Here is a 15,677-nt window from a genome sequence, read left to right as displayed (position 1 = left end):
GTTCGGGCTTCCCCGGAACCGGCCGTGCCGGATCGTCCAGGGCGCCCGTGGGGCGGGATCACCGCGTCCGGGAGGCCCCCTGGAGATGCGTGCGGCACGCCGGCAGAAGGCCCTGGACGGCCTCGCCACGCATGCGGCTACAACAACTGTCCATCGACAATCAAGCCTCTGTTGCCTCAGAAGTCCCGGCGGACACTCCGCCGGAAGCGGAATCTTACCTCCCGTGGGCGGGGTTTGGAAGTCCCTCCCCCAGGGCCGCCAAAAGGCCGGCCATGTCCCCGGGCAGGGGCACCTCCCAGCTCACCCGCTCCCCCGAAAGGGGATGCTCCAGGCTCAGGCGGGCGGCGTGCAGGGCCTGGCGGTGAAAACCCTGCAGGGCCGCAAGGGCCGCCTCCCCCAGACCCGGGGGCGGGCGCATGCGTCCGCCATAGACGGGATCGCCGACGATGGGATGGCGCAGGTGGGCCATGTGCACCCGGATCTGGTGGGTACGCCCCGTCTCCAGGCGCACCCGCAGCAGGGTGAAACCGTTCAGACGGGCCTCCACCCGGTAATGGGTTACGGCGAAACGCCCCCCCGCGACCACGGCCATGCGCTTGCGGTCCACGGGATGGCGCCCCACGGGGGCCTCGATGCGGCCGCCAGCCACCGGCTCCCCCTGCACCAGGGCCAGGTACTCCCGCCCCATGGTGCGGGCCTGCAACTGGCGCACCAGCTCGGTGTGGGCCTCCAGGGTACGGGCCACCACCAGCAGCCCGGAGGTATCCTTGTCCAGGCGGTGCACCAGACCCGCCCGGGGCAAGGCACCCACCTCCGGGGCGTGGTGCAGCAGGGCATTGAGCAGGGTGCCGCTGGGATGCCCCGCCGCCGGATGCACCACCAGACCCGCCGGCTTGTGGATCACCAGCAGGGCCGCGTCCTCGTGCACGATATCCAGGGGCAGGTCCTCGGCGGGATCCTGCGCGGCGGTCTCCAGGACCGCCCGGATGGCCACCACCTCACCACCGGCCACCCGGTCGCGGGGACGGCGCACCTGCCCCGCCACCTGCACCCGGCCGGTATCGATCCACTGGCGGATGCGGCTGCGGGAATAGTCGGGGAAGACCCGGGCCAGGGCCGCGTCCAGTCGCTGCCCGGCCAGGTCCTCGGGGATGCGGGCATCCAGTTCGATGCGTTCGGTGCTCATGCCCTGCCCTCTCCCGCCCCAGGGCCTGAAGACCGCGATGCCGCAGGTCGGTTATACTCGTGGATCTCGATCATTCGCATCCCATGGTTCCCATGTCTGCTGTTGCACGCCTCATCTTTTTGGCCCTGCTGCCGCTCCTAGCGGTGGGTTGTGCCGCCATGGGCCAGGACCCCAAGGAGGATTGGTCCGCCCAGCGCTTTTACCAGGAGGCCCAGGCCGCCCTGGAGCGGGGCAATTACGAGCAGGCCGTATCCCATTACGAGACCCTGGAGGCCCGCTACCCCTTCGGGCCCTATGCCCAGCAGGCGCAACTGGAGATCGCCTACGCCTACTACAAGGCCCAGGAGCCGGAGATGGCCCTGGCCGCCATCGACCGCTTCCTGCGCATGAACCCCCGCCACCCCCATGTGGACTATGCCTACTACCTGCGGGGACGGGTGAACGCCGGCCCCGAGCAAGGCATCCTGGACCGCCTGTTCAACCGCGACCCGGCGCGGCGCGATGCCCACCCCCTGCAACAGGCCTTCGAGGACTTCGGTATCGTGGTACGCCGCTATCCGGACAGCCGCTATGCCAAAGACGCCCGCGCGCGCATGATCCACCTGCGCAACCAGCTGGCGGCCCACGAGATCCACGTGGCCGAGCACTACATGCGCCGCGGCGCCTGGCTGGCCGCAGCCCGGCGCGGGGCCTACGTGGTGGAACACTACGCCGGGGCCGAGGCAGTGCCCGATGCCCTGGAGGTCATGGTGCGGGCCTACCGGCACCTGGGCCTGGAGGACCTTTCGCAGGACGCCCTGCGGGTCCTGGAGGAGAACTTCCCGGAGCGGGCCTCAAGGCTGCGGCAGGCGGCCCGCTCCACCGCGCAGGATGAAGGCTGACCCACACCACGAGGAGAACGCGGGCATGTGGAATTTCTTTCAGACGGTCCGGCACCGCCATTCCGTGCGCCGCTATCAGACGGACATGCCGGTGGAGCCGGAAAAGCTGCATGCCATCCTGGAGACGGCGGTGGCCGCCCCTTCGGCCGGGGACCTGCAGTCCTACCGTATCGTCAGCGTGAGCGACCCGCAGCTGCGCGAGCGGCTCATGCACGCCGCCAATGGCCAGGACTTCGTGGCCCAGGCCCCGGTCACCCTGGTCTTCTGCACCGATGCCGAGCGTGCCGGGCAACAGTACGGCCAGCGGGGGCGGGACCTGTTCGCCCTGCAGGACGCCACCATCGCCGCCGCCTACGCCCAGCTGGCCGCCGTGGCCGCGGGCCTCGGATCCACCTGGGTGGGCTTCTTCGACGAGGCGGCCGTGCTGCAGGCGCTGGAACTGCAACCGGGGCTGCGGCCCGTGGCCCTGCTGTGCATCGGCTACCCGGCGGAGCTGCCGGAGGAGTCCCACCGGCGGCCCCTGGATGAGGTGGTGAGCCGCCGCTAGGCGGCCCCGCCCTCAGAGGGCGTCGCTGTTCTCCTCGCCGGTGCGGATGCGGATGGCCCGCTCCATGTCACTGACGAAGATCTTGCCGTCGCCGATCTTGCCGGTGCGCGCGGCCTTGATGATGGCCTCGACGCAGGCATCCACGAGGCCGTCATCCACGCCGATCTCCAGCTTCACCTTGGGGATGAAATCCACCACGTATTCGGCACCGCGATAGAGCTCGGTATGGCCCTTCTGCCGCCCGAAGCCCTTCACCTCGGTGGCGGTGAGGCCGGTGACGCCGATCTCCATCAGCGCCTCGCGCACGTCCTCGAGCTTGAACGGCTTGATGATGGCTTCGATCTTCTTCATGGAATTGGTTTTCCTGAGCAGTCATGGAAGCGGCCAACATGCCACAAGCGGATTATTTTAGCAGCCGCCCATAGCCGGATGTAATGGGATAGCGCCGGTCCTTGCCGAAGGCGCGGCGCGTCACCCGCACCCCCGGCGGGGCCTGGCGGCGCTTGTACTCATTGCGCAGCACCAGACCGATGACGCGGCGCACCACGGCCGCATCGAAGCCCGCCTCGACGATCTGGCCGAAGGACTGGTCCTGCTCCACGAAGCGCTCCAGGATGGGATCCAGCACTGCGTAGGGCGGCAGGCTGTCCTCGTCCTGCTGCCCCGGGGCCAGTTCCGCCGAGGGCGGGCGATCGATGACCCGCTGGGGGATGGCCGGCCCCCGGGCGTTGCGGAACCGGGCCAGGCGGTAGACCCAGAGCTTGGAGACGTCCTTGAGGGGGGCGAATCCCCCGGCCATGTCCCCGTAGAGGGTGGCATAGCCCACGGCCAGTTCGCTCTTGTTGCCGGTGGTGAGGAGCATGCGCCCGGTCTTGTTGGAGAAGGCCATGAGGATGGTGCCCCGGCAGCGGGCCTGGATGTTCTCCTCGGTGGTGTCCGCCGCCAGCCCGGAGAAGGCCTCCGCCAGACTGTCCATGAAGGCCTCCACCATGGGGGCGATGGGGATCTCGCGAAAGTGCACCCCCAGCAGCCGCGCCTGGGCGCGGGCATCCTCCCGGCTCATGTCGGCGGTGTAGCGGTAGGGCATCATGATGGCCTCCACCGCCTCCGGCCCCAGGGCGTCCACGGCGATGCACAGGGCCAGTGCCGAATCGATGCCGCCGGAGAGCCCCAGTACCACCCCCTTGAAGCCGTTCTTGTTGACGTAGTCCCGCACCCCCAGGACCAGGGCGTCGTAGAGGCTGGCCTCGGGGGGCTGGGGCGGGGCCATCACCCCGCCGCGGAGATGCACCCGCCCGTCCTCCCGGTGCACCTCCAAAAGTGCCCGGTGTTCCCGCCAGGGGGGCGCCGCCAGGCACAGTTGGCCGCTGGCGTCCATGGCCAGGGAATGACCGTCGAACACCAGCTCGTCCTGCCCCCCCACCAGATTGACGTAGACCACCGGCAGACCCGTCTCCCGCACCCGGGCCTGCAACACCTGGACCCGTTCATCGTGCTTGCCCAGGTGATAGGGCGAGGCGTTGATATTGAGGATCAGTTCGGCCCCCGCCTCCCGGGCCCGGGTCGCCGGCCCCGGTGCCCAGATGTCCTCGCAGACGGTCACCCCCATGGGGATACCGCCTATCTCCACGACACAGGCCTCCCGTCCTGGATGGAAGTAGCGTTTCTCGTCGAAGACGCTGTAGTTGGGCAGGATCTGCTTGTCATAGCGCGCCACCACGCCCCCATCCCGCAGGAGCACGGCGCTATTGAACAGTCCCTGTTCATCCTCCATGGGCAGCCCCAGCAGGCAGTCGATGCCCCGAGTCTCCCGGGCCAGCTGTTCCAGGGCACGGGAGACCCGCTGCAACAGGCTTTTGCGCAGCAGCAGATCCTCCGGTGGATAGCCGGTGAGGGCCAGTTCGGGGAACATCACCAGGGTGGCCCCATCCCGGTCCCGGGCCTCGCGGGCGGCGGCGATGATGCGCTCGGCATTGCCTTCCACGTCGCCCACCAGGAGGTTCACCTGGGCCAGGGCGATCCGGATCGTCTGGGGCATGTGCGGGTCAGGGGATCGGTCCATGGCGGTATGCAGTCAAGGGAGGATAGGGCCCCACCCGGGAACGGGATCGGGACCGGAGTTGCGGGCCGGTTGCGGGGGGATCAGGCCAGCAGGGCCTGCATCTGCCGACCCATGTCCGCCGGGGAGCGCACCACCGTCACACCGGCCGCTTCCAGGGCGGCGAACTTCTGGTCTGCCGTGCCCTGCCCCCCGGAGACGATGGCCCCGGCATGGCCCATGCGCCGCCCCGGGGGTGCCGTCACGCCGGCGATGTAGGCCACCACCGGCTTGGTGACATGGGCGCGGATGTAATCGGCGGCGGCCTCCTCGGCGGTGCCGCCGATCTCCCCCACCAGGATGATCCCCTCGGTGCCCTCGTCCTGCTGGAAGCGCTCCAGGCAGTCCACGAAATCCATGCCCTGGATGGGATCGCCGCCGATGCCCACGCAGGTGCTCTGGCCGAGCCCGGTCTCCGTGGTCTGCTGCACCGCCTCGTAGGTGAGGGTGCCGGAGCGGGAGACGATGCCCACCCGGCCGGGGGTATGGATATGGCCCGGCATGATGCCGATCTTGCACTCCCCGGGGGTGATGATGCCGGGGCAGTTGGGTCCGATGAGGTGTACCTCCCGCCCTTGCAGGGCGGTGCGCACCTGGAGCATGTCCAGCACCGGGATCCCCTCGGTGATGCAGACGATGACCCGAATGCCGGCGTCCGCCGCCTCCAGGATGGCGTCGGCGGCGAAGGCGGCCGGCACATAGATCATGGTGGCCTCGGCCCCGGCCTGTTCCACGGCCTCGTACACGGTATCGAACACCGGCAGTCCCAGGTGACGCTGCCCCCCCTTGCCGGGGGTGACCCCCCCCACCATGCGGGTGCCGTAGGCAATGGACTGCTCGGAATGGAAGGTCCCCTGCCGGCCGGTGAAGCCCTGGCAGATGACCCGGGTGTGCTTGTCGATCAGGATGCTCATGGAAGGTCCGCGTCGGCCTCGTCGTCGCATGCGGCACGGGCGCCGCCCTGGGTGTGTCGCGCCCCGGATCAGCCCCCGGCCGCCTCCACCACCCGGCGGGCCCCGTCGGTGAGGCCCCGGGCGGTGATGATGTTGAACCCGCTCTCCGCCAGCAGGCGCCGCCCCTCCTCCACCTTGGTGCCCTCCAGGCGCACCACCACCGGCACCTCCACGTGCACCTCCTGCACCGCGGCGATGATGCCCTCGGCGATGAGGTCGCAGCGCACGATGCCCCCGAAGATGTTGACGAAGACGGCACGCACCGCATCGTCGGAGAGGATCAGCTTGAAGGCCTCACTCACTCGGGCCGCGGTGGTGCCGCCACCCACGTCCAGGAAGTTGGCGGGGGCACCACCGTGCAACTGGATCAGGTCCATGGTGGCCATGGCCAGACCGGCGCCGTTGACCATGCAGCCGATGTTGCCGTCCAGGCGCACGTAGTTGAGTTCGTGCTCCCGGGCCCGGGCCTCGCGGGGGTCCTCCTGACGCATATCCCGCAGCAAAGCCAGGTCGGAACGGCGGTACAGGGCGTTGTCGTCCACGTTGACCTTGGCGTCCAGGGCCACCAGCGCCCCGTCCCCCGTCACCACCAGGGGGTTGATCTCCACCAGGCTGGCGTCGCTGGAGATGAACAGTTCATAGAGGCGGGTGAGCAGGTCCGTGAAGGCGGCCACCTGCCCCCCCTCCAGCCCCAGGGCGAAGGCGGCGCGGCGTCCCTGGTAGGGCATGAGCCCGGTCACCGGATCCACATGCAGGGTCAGCAGCCGCTCCGGGGTGCGGGCGGCCACCTCCTCGATGTCCATGCCCCCGGCATCGGAGACCACCACCGCCACCCGTCCGGGACCTCGGTCCACCAGCAGGCTGACATAGAGTTCCCGGCGGATGTCGGTGAGGGTCTCCACCAGGACCTGGTCCACCGGCAAGCCCCGGCCACCGCTCTGGGGGGTGACCAGATCGCTGCCCAGCAGCTGATCCACCGCCTCGCGCAGGGCCCCGGGACCGGACACCCGGCGCACACCCCCGGCCTTGCCGCGGCCTCCGGCATGAACCTGGGCCTTGACCACCCAGGCATCCCCCCCCAGCCGACGGGCGGCCGCCTCCGCCTCGGCGACATCGTCCACGCACACCCCCTGCGGCACCGGGATGCCGTAGCGGCCCAGCAGGGCCTTGGCCTGAAACTCGTGCAGGTTCATGGATTCGCAGTATCCAAGGGATGGATTTTGCTGACAACCACCGACCACGTCCCGGCCGGGGGATTCACCGCCAACGCCGTTTCTGTAGTACCTTTTGCCACATCACTCAAACCGGCTCACGCGACCGATGCACATCCTGTTTCTCATCGCCTCTCTCGTGCTGCTGTTCATGGTGGTCCGCCTGCTGCTGCGCACCCCCGATGTGAAGCGACCCACGCCGGGCCAGCTGGGCAGCCGCAGGATGGTGCGCTGCGACTACTGCGGGCTGCATGTGCCCGAGGAGGAGGCCGTGCGCGACGGCGATCGGGCATACTGCTCCGAGGACCACCGCCGTCTCGCCATGACCCCAGAGTCTACACGAGAATAACGGCCCCTGCCGCCACCCCTCGAACGCATCCGGGCCATGCGCGGCGACACGCCCCAGGGCCTCACCGCGGGACGCTCGCCGGAGGAGACCTGGCGGGCACTGCGCCTGTTTTCCTTCTATCGCCTCTTCGTCGCCGGACTCCTGCTGGCCCTGATGCTCCTGGGCACGGGCCCGGAGGCCCTGGGCAGCAGCCACCCGCGCCTCTTCCTCGCCGCCGCCGCCCTCTACGTGGCCCTGAGCCTGGCCTTCGGCACCGGGGCCCGCCTGCGGCGTCCCGCAGCGGATCTGCAGATCCCCCTCCAGGGCACGGCCGATGTGCTCTTGATCACCGTCCTGACCCACGCCAGCGGCGGCGTCGACAGTGGCCTGGGCATGCTGGCCATCCCGGCCGTGGCGGGCCTGGCCCTGCTGGCACCGGGCCGCCCCGCCCTCTTCTTCGCCGCCCTGGCCTCGCTGGCGCTGCTGATCTCCCAGCTGCGCATCGGCCTGACCCAGCCCTCCGAGGACGCCGGACTCACCCAGGCCGGCCTGCTGGGGGCCGGGCTCTTCGCCACCGCCCTGCTGGCCCTGGTGCTCTCGCGGCGGGCGCGGGAGAGCGAGGCCCTGGCGCGGCGCCACAGCATTGACCTGGCCAACCTGGCCGAACTCAACGCCCACATCATCGAACGCATGCAGTCGGGCATCATCGTGGTCAACGACGACGGCCAGGTCTATCTCATCAACGAGGCGGCCTGGGCCCTGCTGGGGCACCCGGCCGCCACAACGCCGCATCGCCTGGCGCGACTCGCCCCCGGGGTGGAGGCGGCCTGGCGCCGCTGGCTGCAGGCGGCCCCCGCGGGCCAGGACCTGCACACCATCCCCGCCGACGCCCGGGGCCCGGAGTTGCGGGTGCGCTTCACGCGACTGGGGGTGGACCGGGCCGTGGGCACCCTCATCTTCATGGAGGACACGGCGGAGCTTCGCCGCCAGATGCAGGCGGCGAAACTGGCCTCCCTGGGGCGCCTGACCGCCAGCATCGCCCACGAGATCCGCAACCCCCTGGGGGCCATCAGCCACGCCGCGCAGCTGTTGGGGGAGTCCGAAACCCTGGAGGCCCCGGACCGCCGGCTGGCGGGGATCATCCAGGACCAGAGCCGGCGCATGAACCGCCTCATCGAGAACGTCCTGGGGTTGTCGCGGCGCGCCGCCCCCCGCTCGGAGACCCTGGACCTGGGCCCCTGGCTGGAGACCTTCGCACGGGACTTCCGCGCCCATCATCACCTGACACCGGCCCAGCTGGAGGTGCGCCTCGGGCCCGAGGTCCTGCAGGCGCGCTTCGACCCGGAACAACTGCACCAGGTGCTCTGGAACCTGTGCCTGAATGCCCTGCGTTACGGCACCCGGGATGGGGAGCCGCCACAGATCCGTATCCAGGGGGGCATGGACACCCCCGCTTCCCGCCCCTTCGTGGACGTCCAGGACGCAGGCCACGGGGTCCGCCCCGCCATCCTGCGCCAGCTCTTCGAGCCCTTCGTCACCTCCGGCACCCGGGGTACGGGACTCGGTCTGTACATTGCCCGGGAGCTGTGCGAAAACAACGGGGGGACACTGGAATACCTCCCGCTGCCCACGGGCGGCAGCTGCTTTCGCATCCGCTTCCCCGCACAGGAGCCGCGCGGGTCCGTCCCGCCCGCCTGAGCCAAGGCCGACGTCACCCCTATGGGCATCCGCAACGTTCTGATCATCGATGACGAACCCGACATCCGGGAGTTGCTGGAGATCACCCTGGGGCGGATGAAACTGCAGACCCGCGCCGCCAACTCATTGTCCCAAGCCCGGGGGTTTCTGGAGAGCGACCACTTTGACCTGTGCCTCACCGACATGCGCCTGCCGGACGGGGACGGCATCGAACTGGTGCAATACATCCAGGAACGCCATCCCCGATTACCGGTGGCGGTGATCACGGCCTACGGCTGCGTGGACACCGCGGTACAGGCCCTCAAGGCCGGGGCCTTCGATTTCGTCTCCAAGCCGGTGGAACTCAAGACCCTGCGGGACCTGGTGCACACGGCGCTCAAGCTCTCCGGGGAAGGGAAGGGCACGCCATCGCCCGGCGAGGGGGAGGGGGAACCCCTGTTGGGGGATGCCCCGGCCATGCGCCGGCTGAAGGAGACCCTGACCAAGCTGGCGCGCAGCCAGGCCCCGGTCTATATTCTCGGGGAGTCCGGCAGCGGCAAGGAGCGGGTGGCCCGGGAGATCCACCGCCGGGGTCCGCGGGCGGACCAGCCGTTCGTTCCGGTGAACTGCGGCGCCATCCCCACCGAATTGATGGAGAGCGAGTTCTTCGGCCACGTCAAGGGGAGCTTCACCGGGGCCACCGCCGACCGGCCCGGGCTCTTCCAGGCCGCCCACGGCGGTACCCTGTTCCTCGACGAGGTGGCGGAACTGCCCCTGCACATGCAGGTGAAACTCCTGCGGGCCATCCAGGAACGGGCGGTGCGGCCGGTGGGGGCCCAGACGGAGACCGCCACGGACGTGCGCATCCTCTCCGCCTCCCACAAAGACCTCACCCAGGAGGTCCAGGCGGGCCGGTTCCGCCAGGACCTCTTCTACCGGCTCAATGTGATCGAGCTGCGGGTGCCCAGCCTGCGGGAGCGCATGGAGGACCTGCCGCAACTGGCGGAACATATCCTGGAGCGCCTGGCGCAACGCGCGGCGGAGGGGCGCCGGCGGCTCAGCCCCGAGGCCCTGGCGCGGCTGGAGCGCTACGACTATCCCGGCAACGTGCGCGAGCTGGAAAACATCCTGGAGCGGGCGGCTACCCTCTCGGACGGGGCGCTCATCGGCCCCCAGGACCTGCAGTTTCCCAGTGCCGTGGAGCCCCCCCCTGCCCGGGCCTGCGGGGAACCCCTGGAGGCACGGCTGGCATCGGAGGAGAAACAGGCCCTCCTCCAGGCCCTGGAGCGCAGTGGCGGCGAGGCCGACGCCGCGGCCCGTCTGCTGGGCCTGACCCGGCGCCAGATGCGTTTTCGCCTGAGACAGTTGGGGCTTCACCATGACTGACGCCGCCGGACACGCGACCACGGCCGTGTGAAGCCCCCGCCCCCAATCCATACCCAGAACGGTCCACCATGTCGACACCCGCCAGCTCCCTGCCCCTCAGCGGCCTCGCCCGCAGACTGGTCCAGGACGGACTCCTCAACGAATCCGACGCCAACCGGGCCATGGAACAGGCGCGCAAGAAGCGCGTCCCCCTGGTGGCCTGCCTGGTGGACGAGAAGCTGGTGAACGCCCGCGACCTGGCCCAGGCGGCCTCGGAGGAATTCGGCACCCCCGTATTCGACCTGGAGGCCCTGGACCGGGAGCACCTGCCCCGCAACCTGGTGGACGAGAAGCTGGTGCGCCAGCACCAGGCCCTGCCCCTGTACCGCCGGGGCAACCGGCTGTTCGTGGGCCTGGCCGATCCCATGAACCTCACCGCCCTGGATGAGATCAAGTTCAACACCGGCATCGCCACCGAGCCGGTGCTGGTGGAACAGGACAAGCTCACCCGGCTCATCGAAGACAGCCTCAACGACTCCCGCAGCATGATGGAAGGCCTCATGGACGAGGACCTGGACGACCTCCAGCTCAAGAGCGATGAGGACGACAAGGGACCGGAGGTCTCCGAGAGCGAGCTGGACGACACCCCGGTGGTGCGCTTCGTCAACAAGGTCATGCTGGATGCCATCAACAAGAAGGCCTCGGACATCCACTTCGAACCCTACGAGCGGGAATTCCGGGTGCGCTTTCGCATGGACGGGGTGCTCACCGAGGTGGCCCATCCCCCGGTGAACCTAGCGCCGCGCATCATCGCCCGCATCAAGGTCCTCTCCCGCATGGACATCTCCGAGCGGCGCATCCCCCAGGACGGGCGCATCAAGATGCAGCTCTCGCGCAACCGCGCCATCGACTTTCGCGTCAACACCTGCCCCACCCTCTACGGCGAGAAGGTGGTGCTGCGTATCCTGGACCCCACCAGCGCCTTTTTGGGCATCGACGAACTGGGCTACGAGCCCCACCAGAAAGAGCTCTACATGAATGCCCTGAGCAAGCCCTACGGCATGATCCTGGTCACCGGCCCCACGGGTTCGGGCAAGACCGTGTCCCTGTACACGGGCCTGGGCATCCTCAATACCCCGGACCGCAACATCTCCACCGCCGAGGACCCGGCGGAGATCAACATGCCCGGCATCAACCAGGTGAACGTCAACACCAAGGTGGGGCTCACCTTCGCCAGCGCCCTGCGCGCCTTCCTGCGCCAGGACCCGGACGTGATCATGGTGGGGGAGATCCGCGACCTGGAGACGGCGGAAATCGCCATCAAGGCGGCGCAGACGGGACATCTGGTGCTCTCCACCCTGCACACCAACGACGCCCCCCAGACCCTCACCCGGCTGGCCAACATGGGCGTGCCCGCCTACAACATCGCCTCCTCCATCCTGCTGATCATTGCCCAGCGTCTGGCACGGCGCCTGTGCAATCATTGCAAGGCCCCGGAGGAGGTGCCCAAGGAGGTGCTGCTGGAGGAGGGCTTCACCGAGGAAGAAGTGGAACAGGGGATCACCCTGTACAAGCCCGTGGGCTGCGACCGCTGCACCCAGGGTTACAAGGGCCGGGTGGGCATCTACCAGGTCCTGCCCGTGTCCGAGTCCATGCAGCGTCTGATCCTGGAGGGGGGCAACGCCATGCAGCTGGCGGAACAGGCGCGCAGCGAGGGGGTGGACGACCTGCGCCGCGCCGGGCTGCTCAAGGTCAAGGCGGGCATCACCAGCCTCGAAGAGATCAACCGCGTCACCAAGGATTAAACCATGGCCGAGTCAACCACGATCTTCATCTGGGAAGGGGTGGACAAGAAGGGGGTGCGGGTCAAGGGGGAGACCAGCGCCACCAGCGAGAACCTGGCCAAGGCCGAGCTGCGGCGCCAGGGCATCAACCCCCTGAAGATCCGAAAGAAACCCAAGCCCCTGTTCGGCGCCAAGAAGAAGATCACGCCCAAGGACGTGGCCGTGTTCCTGCGTCAGATGTCCACCATGATGAGTGCTGGCGTCCCCTTGGTGCAGGCCTTCGAGATCGTGGGGCGTGGGCACGAGAACCCCTCCATGCAGGAGCTGATCATCCGCATCAAGTCGGATGTGGAGGGCGGCTCCACCTTCGCCAGCGCCCTGCGCAGGCACCCCCTGCAGTTCGATGACCTGGTGGTCAACCTGGTGAGCGCCGGCGAGCAGTCCGGGGCCCTGGAGACCCTGCTGAACCGCATCGCCACTTATAAGGAGAAGACCGAATCCCTCAAGGCCAAGATCAAGAAGGCCATGTTCTACCCGGCGGCGGTGATCGTGGTGGCCTTCATCGTCACCGCCATCCTGCTGATCTTCGTGGTGCCCCAGTTCCAGGACCTGTTCCGGGGATTCGGCGCCGACCTGCCGGTCTTCACCCGCTTTGTCATCGGCATCTCCGAGTTCTTTCAGGCCTACTGGTGGGCCGTCTTCGGCGGCATCGCCCTGGCCGGGGTCGCCTTCACCCAGGCGCGCAAGCGCTCCCCGGGCTTTCGCCGGCAACTGGACCTGCTCTCCCTGCGCATCCCGGTGGTGGGGGAACTGCTGCGCAAGGCGGCCATCGCCCGCTTCGCCCGCACCCTGGCCACCATGTTCTCCGCCGGCGTCCCCCTGGTGGAGGCCATGCAGTCGGTGGCCGGGGCCACCGGCAACGCCCTCTACTACGAGGCCACCATGCGCATGCGCGATGAGACCGCCGGCGGCACCCAGCTGCAACAGGCCATGCGCGACACCAACGTATTCCCCAACATGGTGGTGCAGATGGTGGCCATCGGTGAAGAATCCGGCTCCCTGGACGAGATGCTGGGCAAGGTGGCGGACTTCTACGAGGAGGAGGTGGACAACATGGTGGATGCCCTCTCCAGCCTCATGGAGCCCATGATCATGGCCTTTTTGGGGATCGTGGTGGGCGGCCTGGTGATCGCCATGTACCTGCCCATCTTCCAGCTGGGGTCGGTGGTATGACGGATCTGCTCGGCCTGCACCCCGCCTGGATCCTCGCTGCCGCCGCCCTGCTGGGGGCGGTGATAGGGAGCTTCCTCAATGTGGTCATCCACCGCCTGCCGGTGATGATGGAACGCCAATGGCAGCGCGAGGCCCGCGCCTGGCTGGGGAACGAGGACGCGGCCGGGGAAGAGGCCCATGGCCCCTTCAACCTGCTGGTGCCCGGATCCCGCTGCCCCGCCTGCGGACACCGCATCGGCCCCCTGGAGAACATCCCCCTGCTCAGCTATCTGGTGCTGCGCGGACGCTGCGCCGCCTGCCGCGCCCGCATCTCCCCCCAGTACCCCCTGGTGGAGGGGGTGACGGCGGTGCTGTCCGTGGTGGTGGTGGCCCATTTCGGGGTCACCTGGGCCGGGGCGGCCGCCCTGGCCCTCACCTGGAGCCTGCTGGCCCTGGCGGTGATCGACCTGCGCACCTCCCTGCTGCCGGATGCCCTCACCCTGCCGGTACTCTGGCTCGGGCTGCTGGTCAATCTGGGGACCCTCTTCACCGACCCCACCAGCAGCCTCCTGGGGGCGGTGATCGGCTATCTCAGCCTGTGGGGCGTGTACCAGGCCTTCCGCCTGCTCACCGGCAAGGAAGGCATGGGCTATGGCGACTTCAAGCTCTTCGCCCTGCTGGGGGCCTGGCTGGGCTGGCAGATGCTGCCACTGGTCATCCTCCTGGCCTCCCTGGTGGGGGCCCTGGTGGGCATCGCCCTCATCGTCCTGCGCGGACGCGACCGGGAGTTGCCCATCCCCTTCGGTCCCTACCTGGCCGCCGCCGGCTGGATCGCCCTGCTCTGGGGCGACCCCCTGGTGACGGCCTACCTGCGCGGTGCGGGCCTGGCCTGGTGATGATCCCCACACCCGCCGCCTCCCCCACGGCCCCCTTCACCGTCGGTCTCACCGGCGGCATCGGCAGCGGCAAGTCCACCGTGGCCCGCCTGTTCGAGGCCCGCGGCGCCGGGATCATCGATGCCGACCGGGTGGCCCGGCAGGTGGTGGCCCCGGGCACCCCCGGGTTGCGGGCCCTGGTGGAGGCCTTCGGCGAGGACATCCTGGATCCGCGGGGACAGCTGGATCGGGCCGCCCTCCGGGACCGGGTATTCCGGAACAGCCAAGCCCGTCACAGACTGGAGGGAATCCTTCACCCTATGATCTGGGAGGCAATAGATCGCCAAAAATCAACAACTAAGGCCCCCTACTGCCTGTTGGTGGCCCCCCTTCTGGTCGAGTCCGGGATGCAGCACCGGGTGGACCGGGTGCTGGTGGTGGATTGTCCCCAGGACCTGCAGCGGCAGCGGGCCGGGGCGCGGGACGGCGTATCACCGCAGCAGATCCAGGCCATCCTGGAGGCCCAGGCCCCCCGGGAACTCCGGCTGCAGGCCGCGGATGATGTCATCGACAACAGCGGCCCACCCAGCGAACTGGAGCCGCGGGTGGAGGCCCTGCACCGCCGCTACCTGGAACGGGCCGCCTCCGCCGGGGATCCATGACCGCCCTCCCCGGGCCGAGGGGACGACATGTTTGTGAATTTCGGACGCAGAACGGAAAATAGAGATCATGCGCCCCAGCCACCGCCAGCGGGTCCAGCCGTGAAGGGTTCCGTCATCTACGAACAGCCCCTGCATGAGCGCATGCGTCTGTTCATGCGCCTGGAGGTGCTCATGCAGCGCTTCCGGCACAGCCTGCAGCAGGACAGCGGTCCGGACACCCACCATTGCCTGCTCACCCTGATCGAACTGATCAACCTCACCCACCGGGTGGATCTCAAGCGTGAGCTCATGAAGGAACTGGAACGCCAGGTGGCCCATTTCAGCCGGCTGGGGGAGGACCCCGGGGTGGACCCCCGGCGGCTGCAGTCGGTGATGAAACAGCAGCGCCGCCTCATCGAATCCATCCACACCCTGAGCGGCCAGCTGGATCAGGCGGTCAAGGGCAGCGACTTCTTCAACAGCATCCGCCAGCGGGCGGCCATCCCCGGGGGGACCTGTGACTTCGACCTGCCGGCCTACCACTTCTGGCTCATGCGCCCGGCGGCGGAACGCCGGCGGCAGCTGGAGGAATGGGCGGCCCCCTTCTCCGTGGTGCAGGAGGCGGTGGCCCTGATCCTCAAGCTGGTGCGCGAGAGCGGCAACCCCAAGGAGCTGACGGCGCCCCAGGGCTTCCACGAGCAGACCCTGGATCCCGGCCAGCCCTGGCAGATGATCCGCATCGCCCTGCCGCAGAACGCCCCCTGCTATCCCGAGATCAGCGCCGGCCGGCAGCGGTTCAACGTGCGTTTCCTGGAACCCGGGGACCTGCGCAACCGCGCCCCGCAATGCAACCGGGACGTGGAGTTCGTCCTCACCTGCTGCGCCCTGTAGACCCCGGTGCATCCTCCCCGGAGATGGG

The 15,677-nt window shown here is 68.9% G+C and carries 15 protein-coding genes; 10 read left to right on the top strand and 5 right to left on the bottom strand.

What is annotated here, in order from left to right; all coding sequences use genetic code 11:
• Window positions 1-214: 214 nt before the first annotated feature.
• A complete protein-coding gene (gene rluD / locus BM214_RS07220) occupies window positions 215-1,186 on the bottom strand; it encodes a 23S rRNA pseudouridine(1911/1915/1917) synthase RluD (RefSeq protein WP_090485000.1) in 972 nt (323 codons plus the stop codon).
• Between the two features lie 92 nt (window positions 1,187-1,278).
• On the opposite strand from rluD, the gene BM214_RS07215 reads away from it, so the two are divergent.
• Together BM214_RS07215 and BM214_RS07210 are read left to right on the top strand one after the other, a co-directional pair.
• Window positions 1,279-2,067 (top strand): outer membrane protein assembly factor BamD, encoded by a 789-nt coding sequence (locus BM214_RS07215; protein ID WP_090484998.1) that lies wholly within the window; start codon window positions 1,279-1,281, stop codon window positions 2,065-2,067.
• Window positions 2,068-2,092: 25 nt separating this feature from the next.
• Complete coding sequence (locus BM214_RS07210) at window positions 2,093-2,614, top strand: nitroreductase family protein (protein ID WP_090484995.1); 522 nt, start codon at window positions 2,093-2,095, stop codon at window positions 2,612-2,614.
• A gap of 12 nt (window positions 2,615-2,626) precedes the next feature.
• Here the strand turns inward: BM214_RS07210 and BM214_RS07205 are convergent, their stop codons facing one another.
• The 4 genes from BM214_RS07205 to sucC all read right to left on the bottom strand — a co-directional run bounded on the left by BM214_RS07205 (window position 2,627) and on the right by sucC (window position 6,858).
• Window positions 2,627-2,965 carry a P-II family nitrogen regulator gene (locus BM214_RS07205; RefSeq protein WP_090484993.1) on the bottom strand — a complete coding sequence of 113 codons (339 nt, stop codon included), beginning with the start codon at window positions 2,963-2,965 and terminating at the stop codon, window positions 2,627-2,629.
• A gap of 52 nt (window positions 2,966-3,017) precedes the next feature.
• A complete protein-coding gene (locus BM214_RS07200) occupies window positions 3,018-4,652 on the bottom strand; it encodes an NAD+ synthase (RefSeq protein WP_090484991.1) in 1,635 nt (544 codons plus the stop codon).
• Window positions 4,653-4,756: 104 nt separating this feature from the next.
• Entirely contained in the window at window positions 4,757-5,626 is an 870-nt protein-coding gene (sucD, locus tag BM214_RS07195) for a succinate--CoA ligase subunit alpha (protein ID WP_090484989.1), read from the bottom strand.
• A gap of 68 nt (window positions 5,627-5,694) precedes the next feature.
• Window positions 5,695-6,858: an ADP-forming succinate--CoA ligase subunit beta gene (gene sucC / locus BM214_RS07190; protein ID WP_090484988.1), complete on the bottom strand. Its 1,164-nt coding sequence runs from the start codon at window positions 6,856-6,858 to the stop codon at window positions 5,695-5,697.
• Between the two features lie 127 nt (window positions 6,859-6,985).
• On the opposite strand from sucC, the gene BM214_RS07185 reads away from it, so the two are divergent.
• From BM214_RS07185 to zapD, 8 genes are all read left to right on the top strand, one after another.
• A complete protein-coding gene (locus BM214_RS07185) occupies window positions 6,986-7,225 on the top strand; it encodes a PP0621 family protein (protein ID WP_090484986.1) in 240 nt (79 codons plus the stop codon).
• Window positions 7,226-7,261: 36 nt separating this feature from the next.
• A complete protein-coding gene (locus tag BM214_RS07180) occupies window positions 7,262-8,902 on the top strand; it encodes a sensor histidine kinase (RefSeq protein ID WP_090484984.1) in 1,641 nt (546 codons plus the stop codon).
• 21 nt (window positions 8,903-8,923) lie between these two features.
• Window positions 8,924-10,267 (top strand): sigma-54-dependent transcriptional regulator, encoded by a 1,344-nt coding sequence (locus tag BM214_RS07175; protein ID WP_090484981.1) that lies wholly within the window; start codon window positions 8,924-8,926, stop codon window positions 10,265-10,267.
• Between the two features lie 68 nt (window positions 10,268-10,335).
• Entirely contained in the window at window positions 10,336-12,051 is a 1,716-nt protein-coding gene (gene pilB / locus BM214_RS07170; protein ID WP_090484978.1) for a type IV-A pilus assembly ATPase PilB, read from the top strand.
• A gap of 3 nt (window positions 12,052-12,054) precedes the next feature.
• A complete protein-coding gene (locus tag BM214_RS07165) occupies window positions 12,055-13,263 on the top strand; it encodes a type II secretion system F family protein (protein ID WP_090484976.1) in 1,209 nt (402 codons plus the stop codon).
• Complete coding sequence (locus BM214_RS07160; protein WP_090484974.1) at window positions 13,260-14,138, top strand: prepilin peptidase; 879 nt, start codon at window positions 13,260-13,262, stop codon at window positions 14,136-14,138. The genes BM214_RS07165 and BM214_RS07160 overlap by 4 nt, the downstream gene beginning before the upstream one ends.
• Window positions 14,138-14,779, top strand: coding sequence for a dephospho-CoA kinase (coaE, locus tag BM214_RS07155; protein ID WP_090484972.1), 642 nt, complete (start codon window positions 14,138-14,140; stop codon window positions 14,777-14,779). Before BM214_RS07160 ends, coaE begins: the two co-directional genes overlap by 1 nt.
• Window positions 14,780-14,806: 27 nt before the next feature.
• A complete protein-coding gene (zapD, locus tag BM214_RS07150; protein WP_177217613.1) occupies window positions 14,807-15,649 on the top strand; it encodes a cell division protein ZapD in 843 nt (280 codons plus the stop codon).
• Window positions 15,650-15,677: the final 28 nt, after the last annotated feature.

Source organism: Ectothiorhodospira mobilis (genome assembly GCF_900114895.1).
Lineage (GTDB): Bacteria > Pseudomonadota > Gammaproteobacteria > Ectothiorhodospirales > Ectothiorhodospiraceae > Ectothiorhodospira > Ectothiorhodospira mobilis_A.
Note: the sequence above shows the minus strand (reverse complement) of the source record. Positions and strands in the feature narration are given on the sequence as shown.

Bases quoted from the DNA above. Each gene is read 5' to 3' on its own strand.
- coaE (WP_090484972.1), top strand. From the start codon at position 14,138: ATGATCCCCACACCCGCCGCCTCCCCCACGGCCCCCTTCACCGTCGGT.
- rluD (WP_090485000.1), bottom strand. From the start codon at position 1,186: ATGAGCACCGAACGCATCGAACTGGATGCCCGCATCCCCGAGGACCTG.
- BM214_RS07210 (WP_090484995.1), top strand. From the start codon at position 2,093: ATGTGGAATTTCTTTCAGACGGTCCGGCACCGCCATTCCGTGCGCCGC.
- zapD (WP_177217613.1), top strand. From the start codon at position 14,807: ATGTTTGTGAATTTCGGACGCAGAACGGAAAATAGAGATCATGCGCCC.
- sucC (WP_090484988.1), bottom strand. From the start codon at position 6,858: ATGAACCTGCACGAGTTTCAGGCCAAGGCCCTGCTGGGCCGCTACGGC.
- BM214_RS07215 (WP_090484998.1), top strand. From the start codon at position 1,279: ATGTCTGCTGTTGCACGCCTCATCTTTTTGGCCCTGCTGCCGCTCCTA.
- BM214_RS07205 (WP_090484993.1), bottom strand. From the start codon at position 2,965: ATGAAGAAGATCGAAGCCATCATCAAGCCGTTCAAGCTCGAGGACGTG.
- BM214_RS07175 (WP_090484981.1), top strand. From the start codon at position 8,924: ATGGGCATCCGCAACGTTCTGATCATCGATGACGAACCCGACATCCGG.
- BM214_RS07180 (WP_090484984.1), top strand. From the start codon at position 7,262: ATGCGCGGCGACACGCCCCAGGGCCTCACCGCGGGACGCTCGCCGGAG.
- BM214_RS07165 (WP_090484976.1), top strand. From the start codon at position 12,055: ATGGCCGAGTCAACCACGATCTTCATCTGGGAAGGGGTGGACAAGAAG.
- sucD (WP_090484989.1), bottom strand. From the start codon at position 5,626: ATGAGCATCCTGATCGACAAGCACACCCGGGTCATCTGCCAGGGCTTC.
- BM214_RS07185 (WP_090484986.1), top strand. From the start codon at position 6,986: ATGCACATCCTGTTTCTCATCGCCTCTCTCGTGCTGCTGTTCATGGTG.
- BM214_RS07160 (WP_090484974.1), top strand. From the start codon at position 13,260: ATGACGGATCTGCTCGGCCTGCACCCCGCCTGGATCCTCGCTGCCGCC.
- BM214_RS07200 (WP_090484991.1), bottom strand. From the start codon at position 4,652: ATGCCCCAGACGATCCGGATCGCCCTGGCCCAGGTGAACCTCCTGGTG.
- pilB (WP_090484978.1), top strand. From the start codon at position 10,336: ATGTCGACACCCGCCAGCTCCCTGCCCCTCAGCGGCCTCGCCCGCAGA.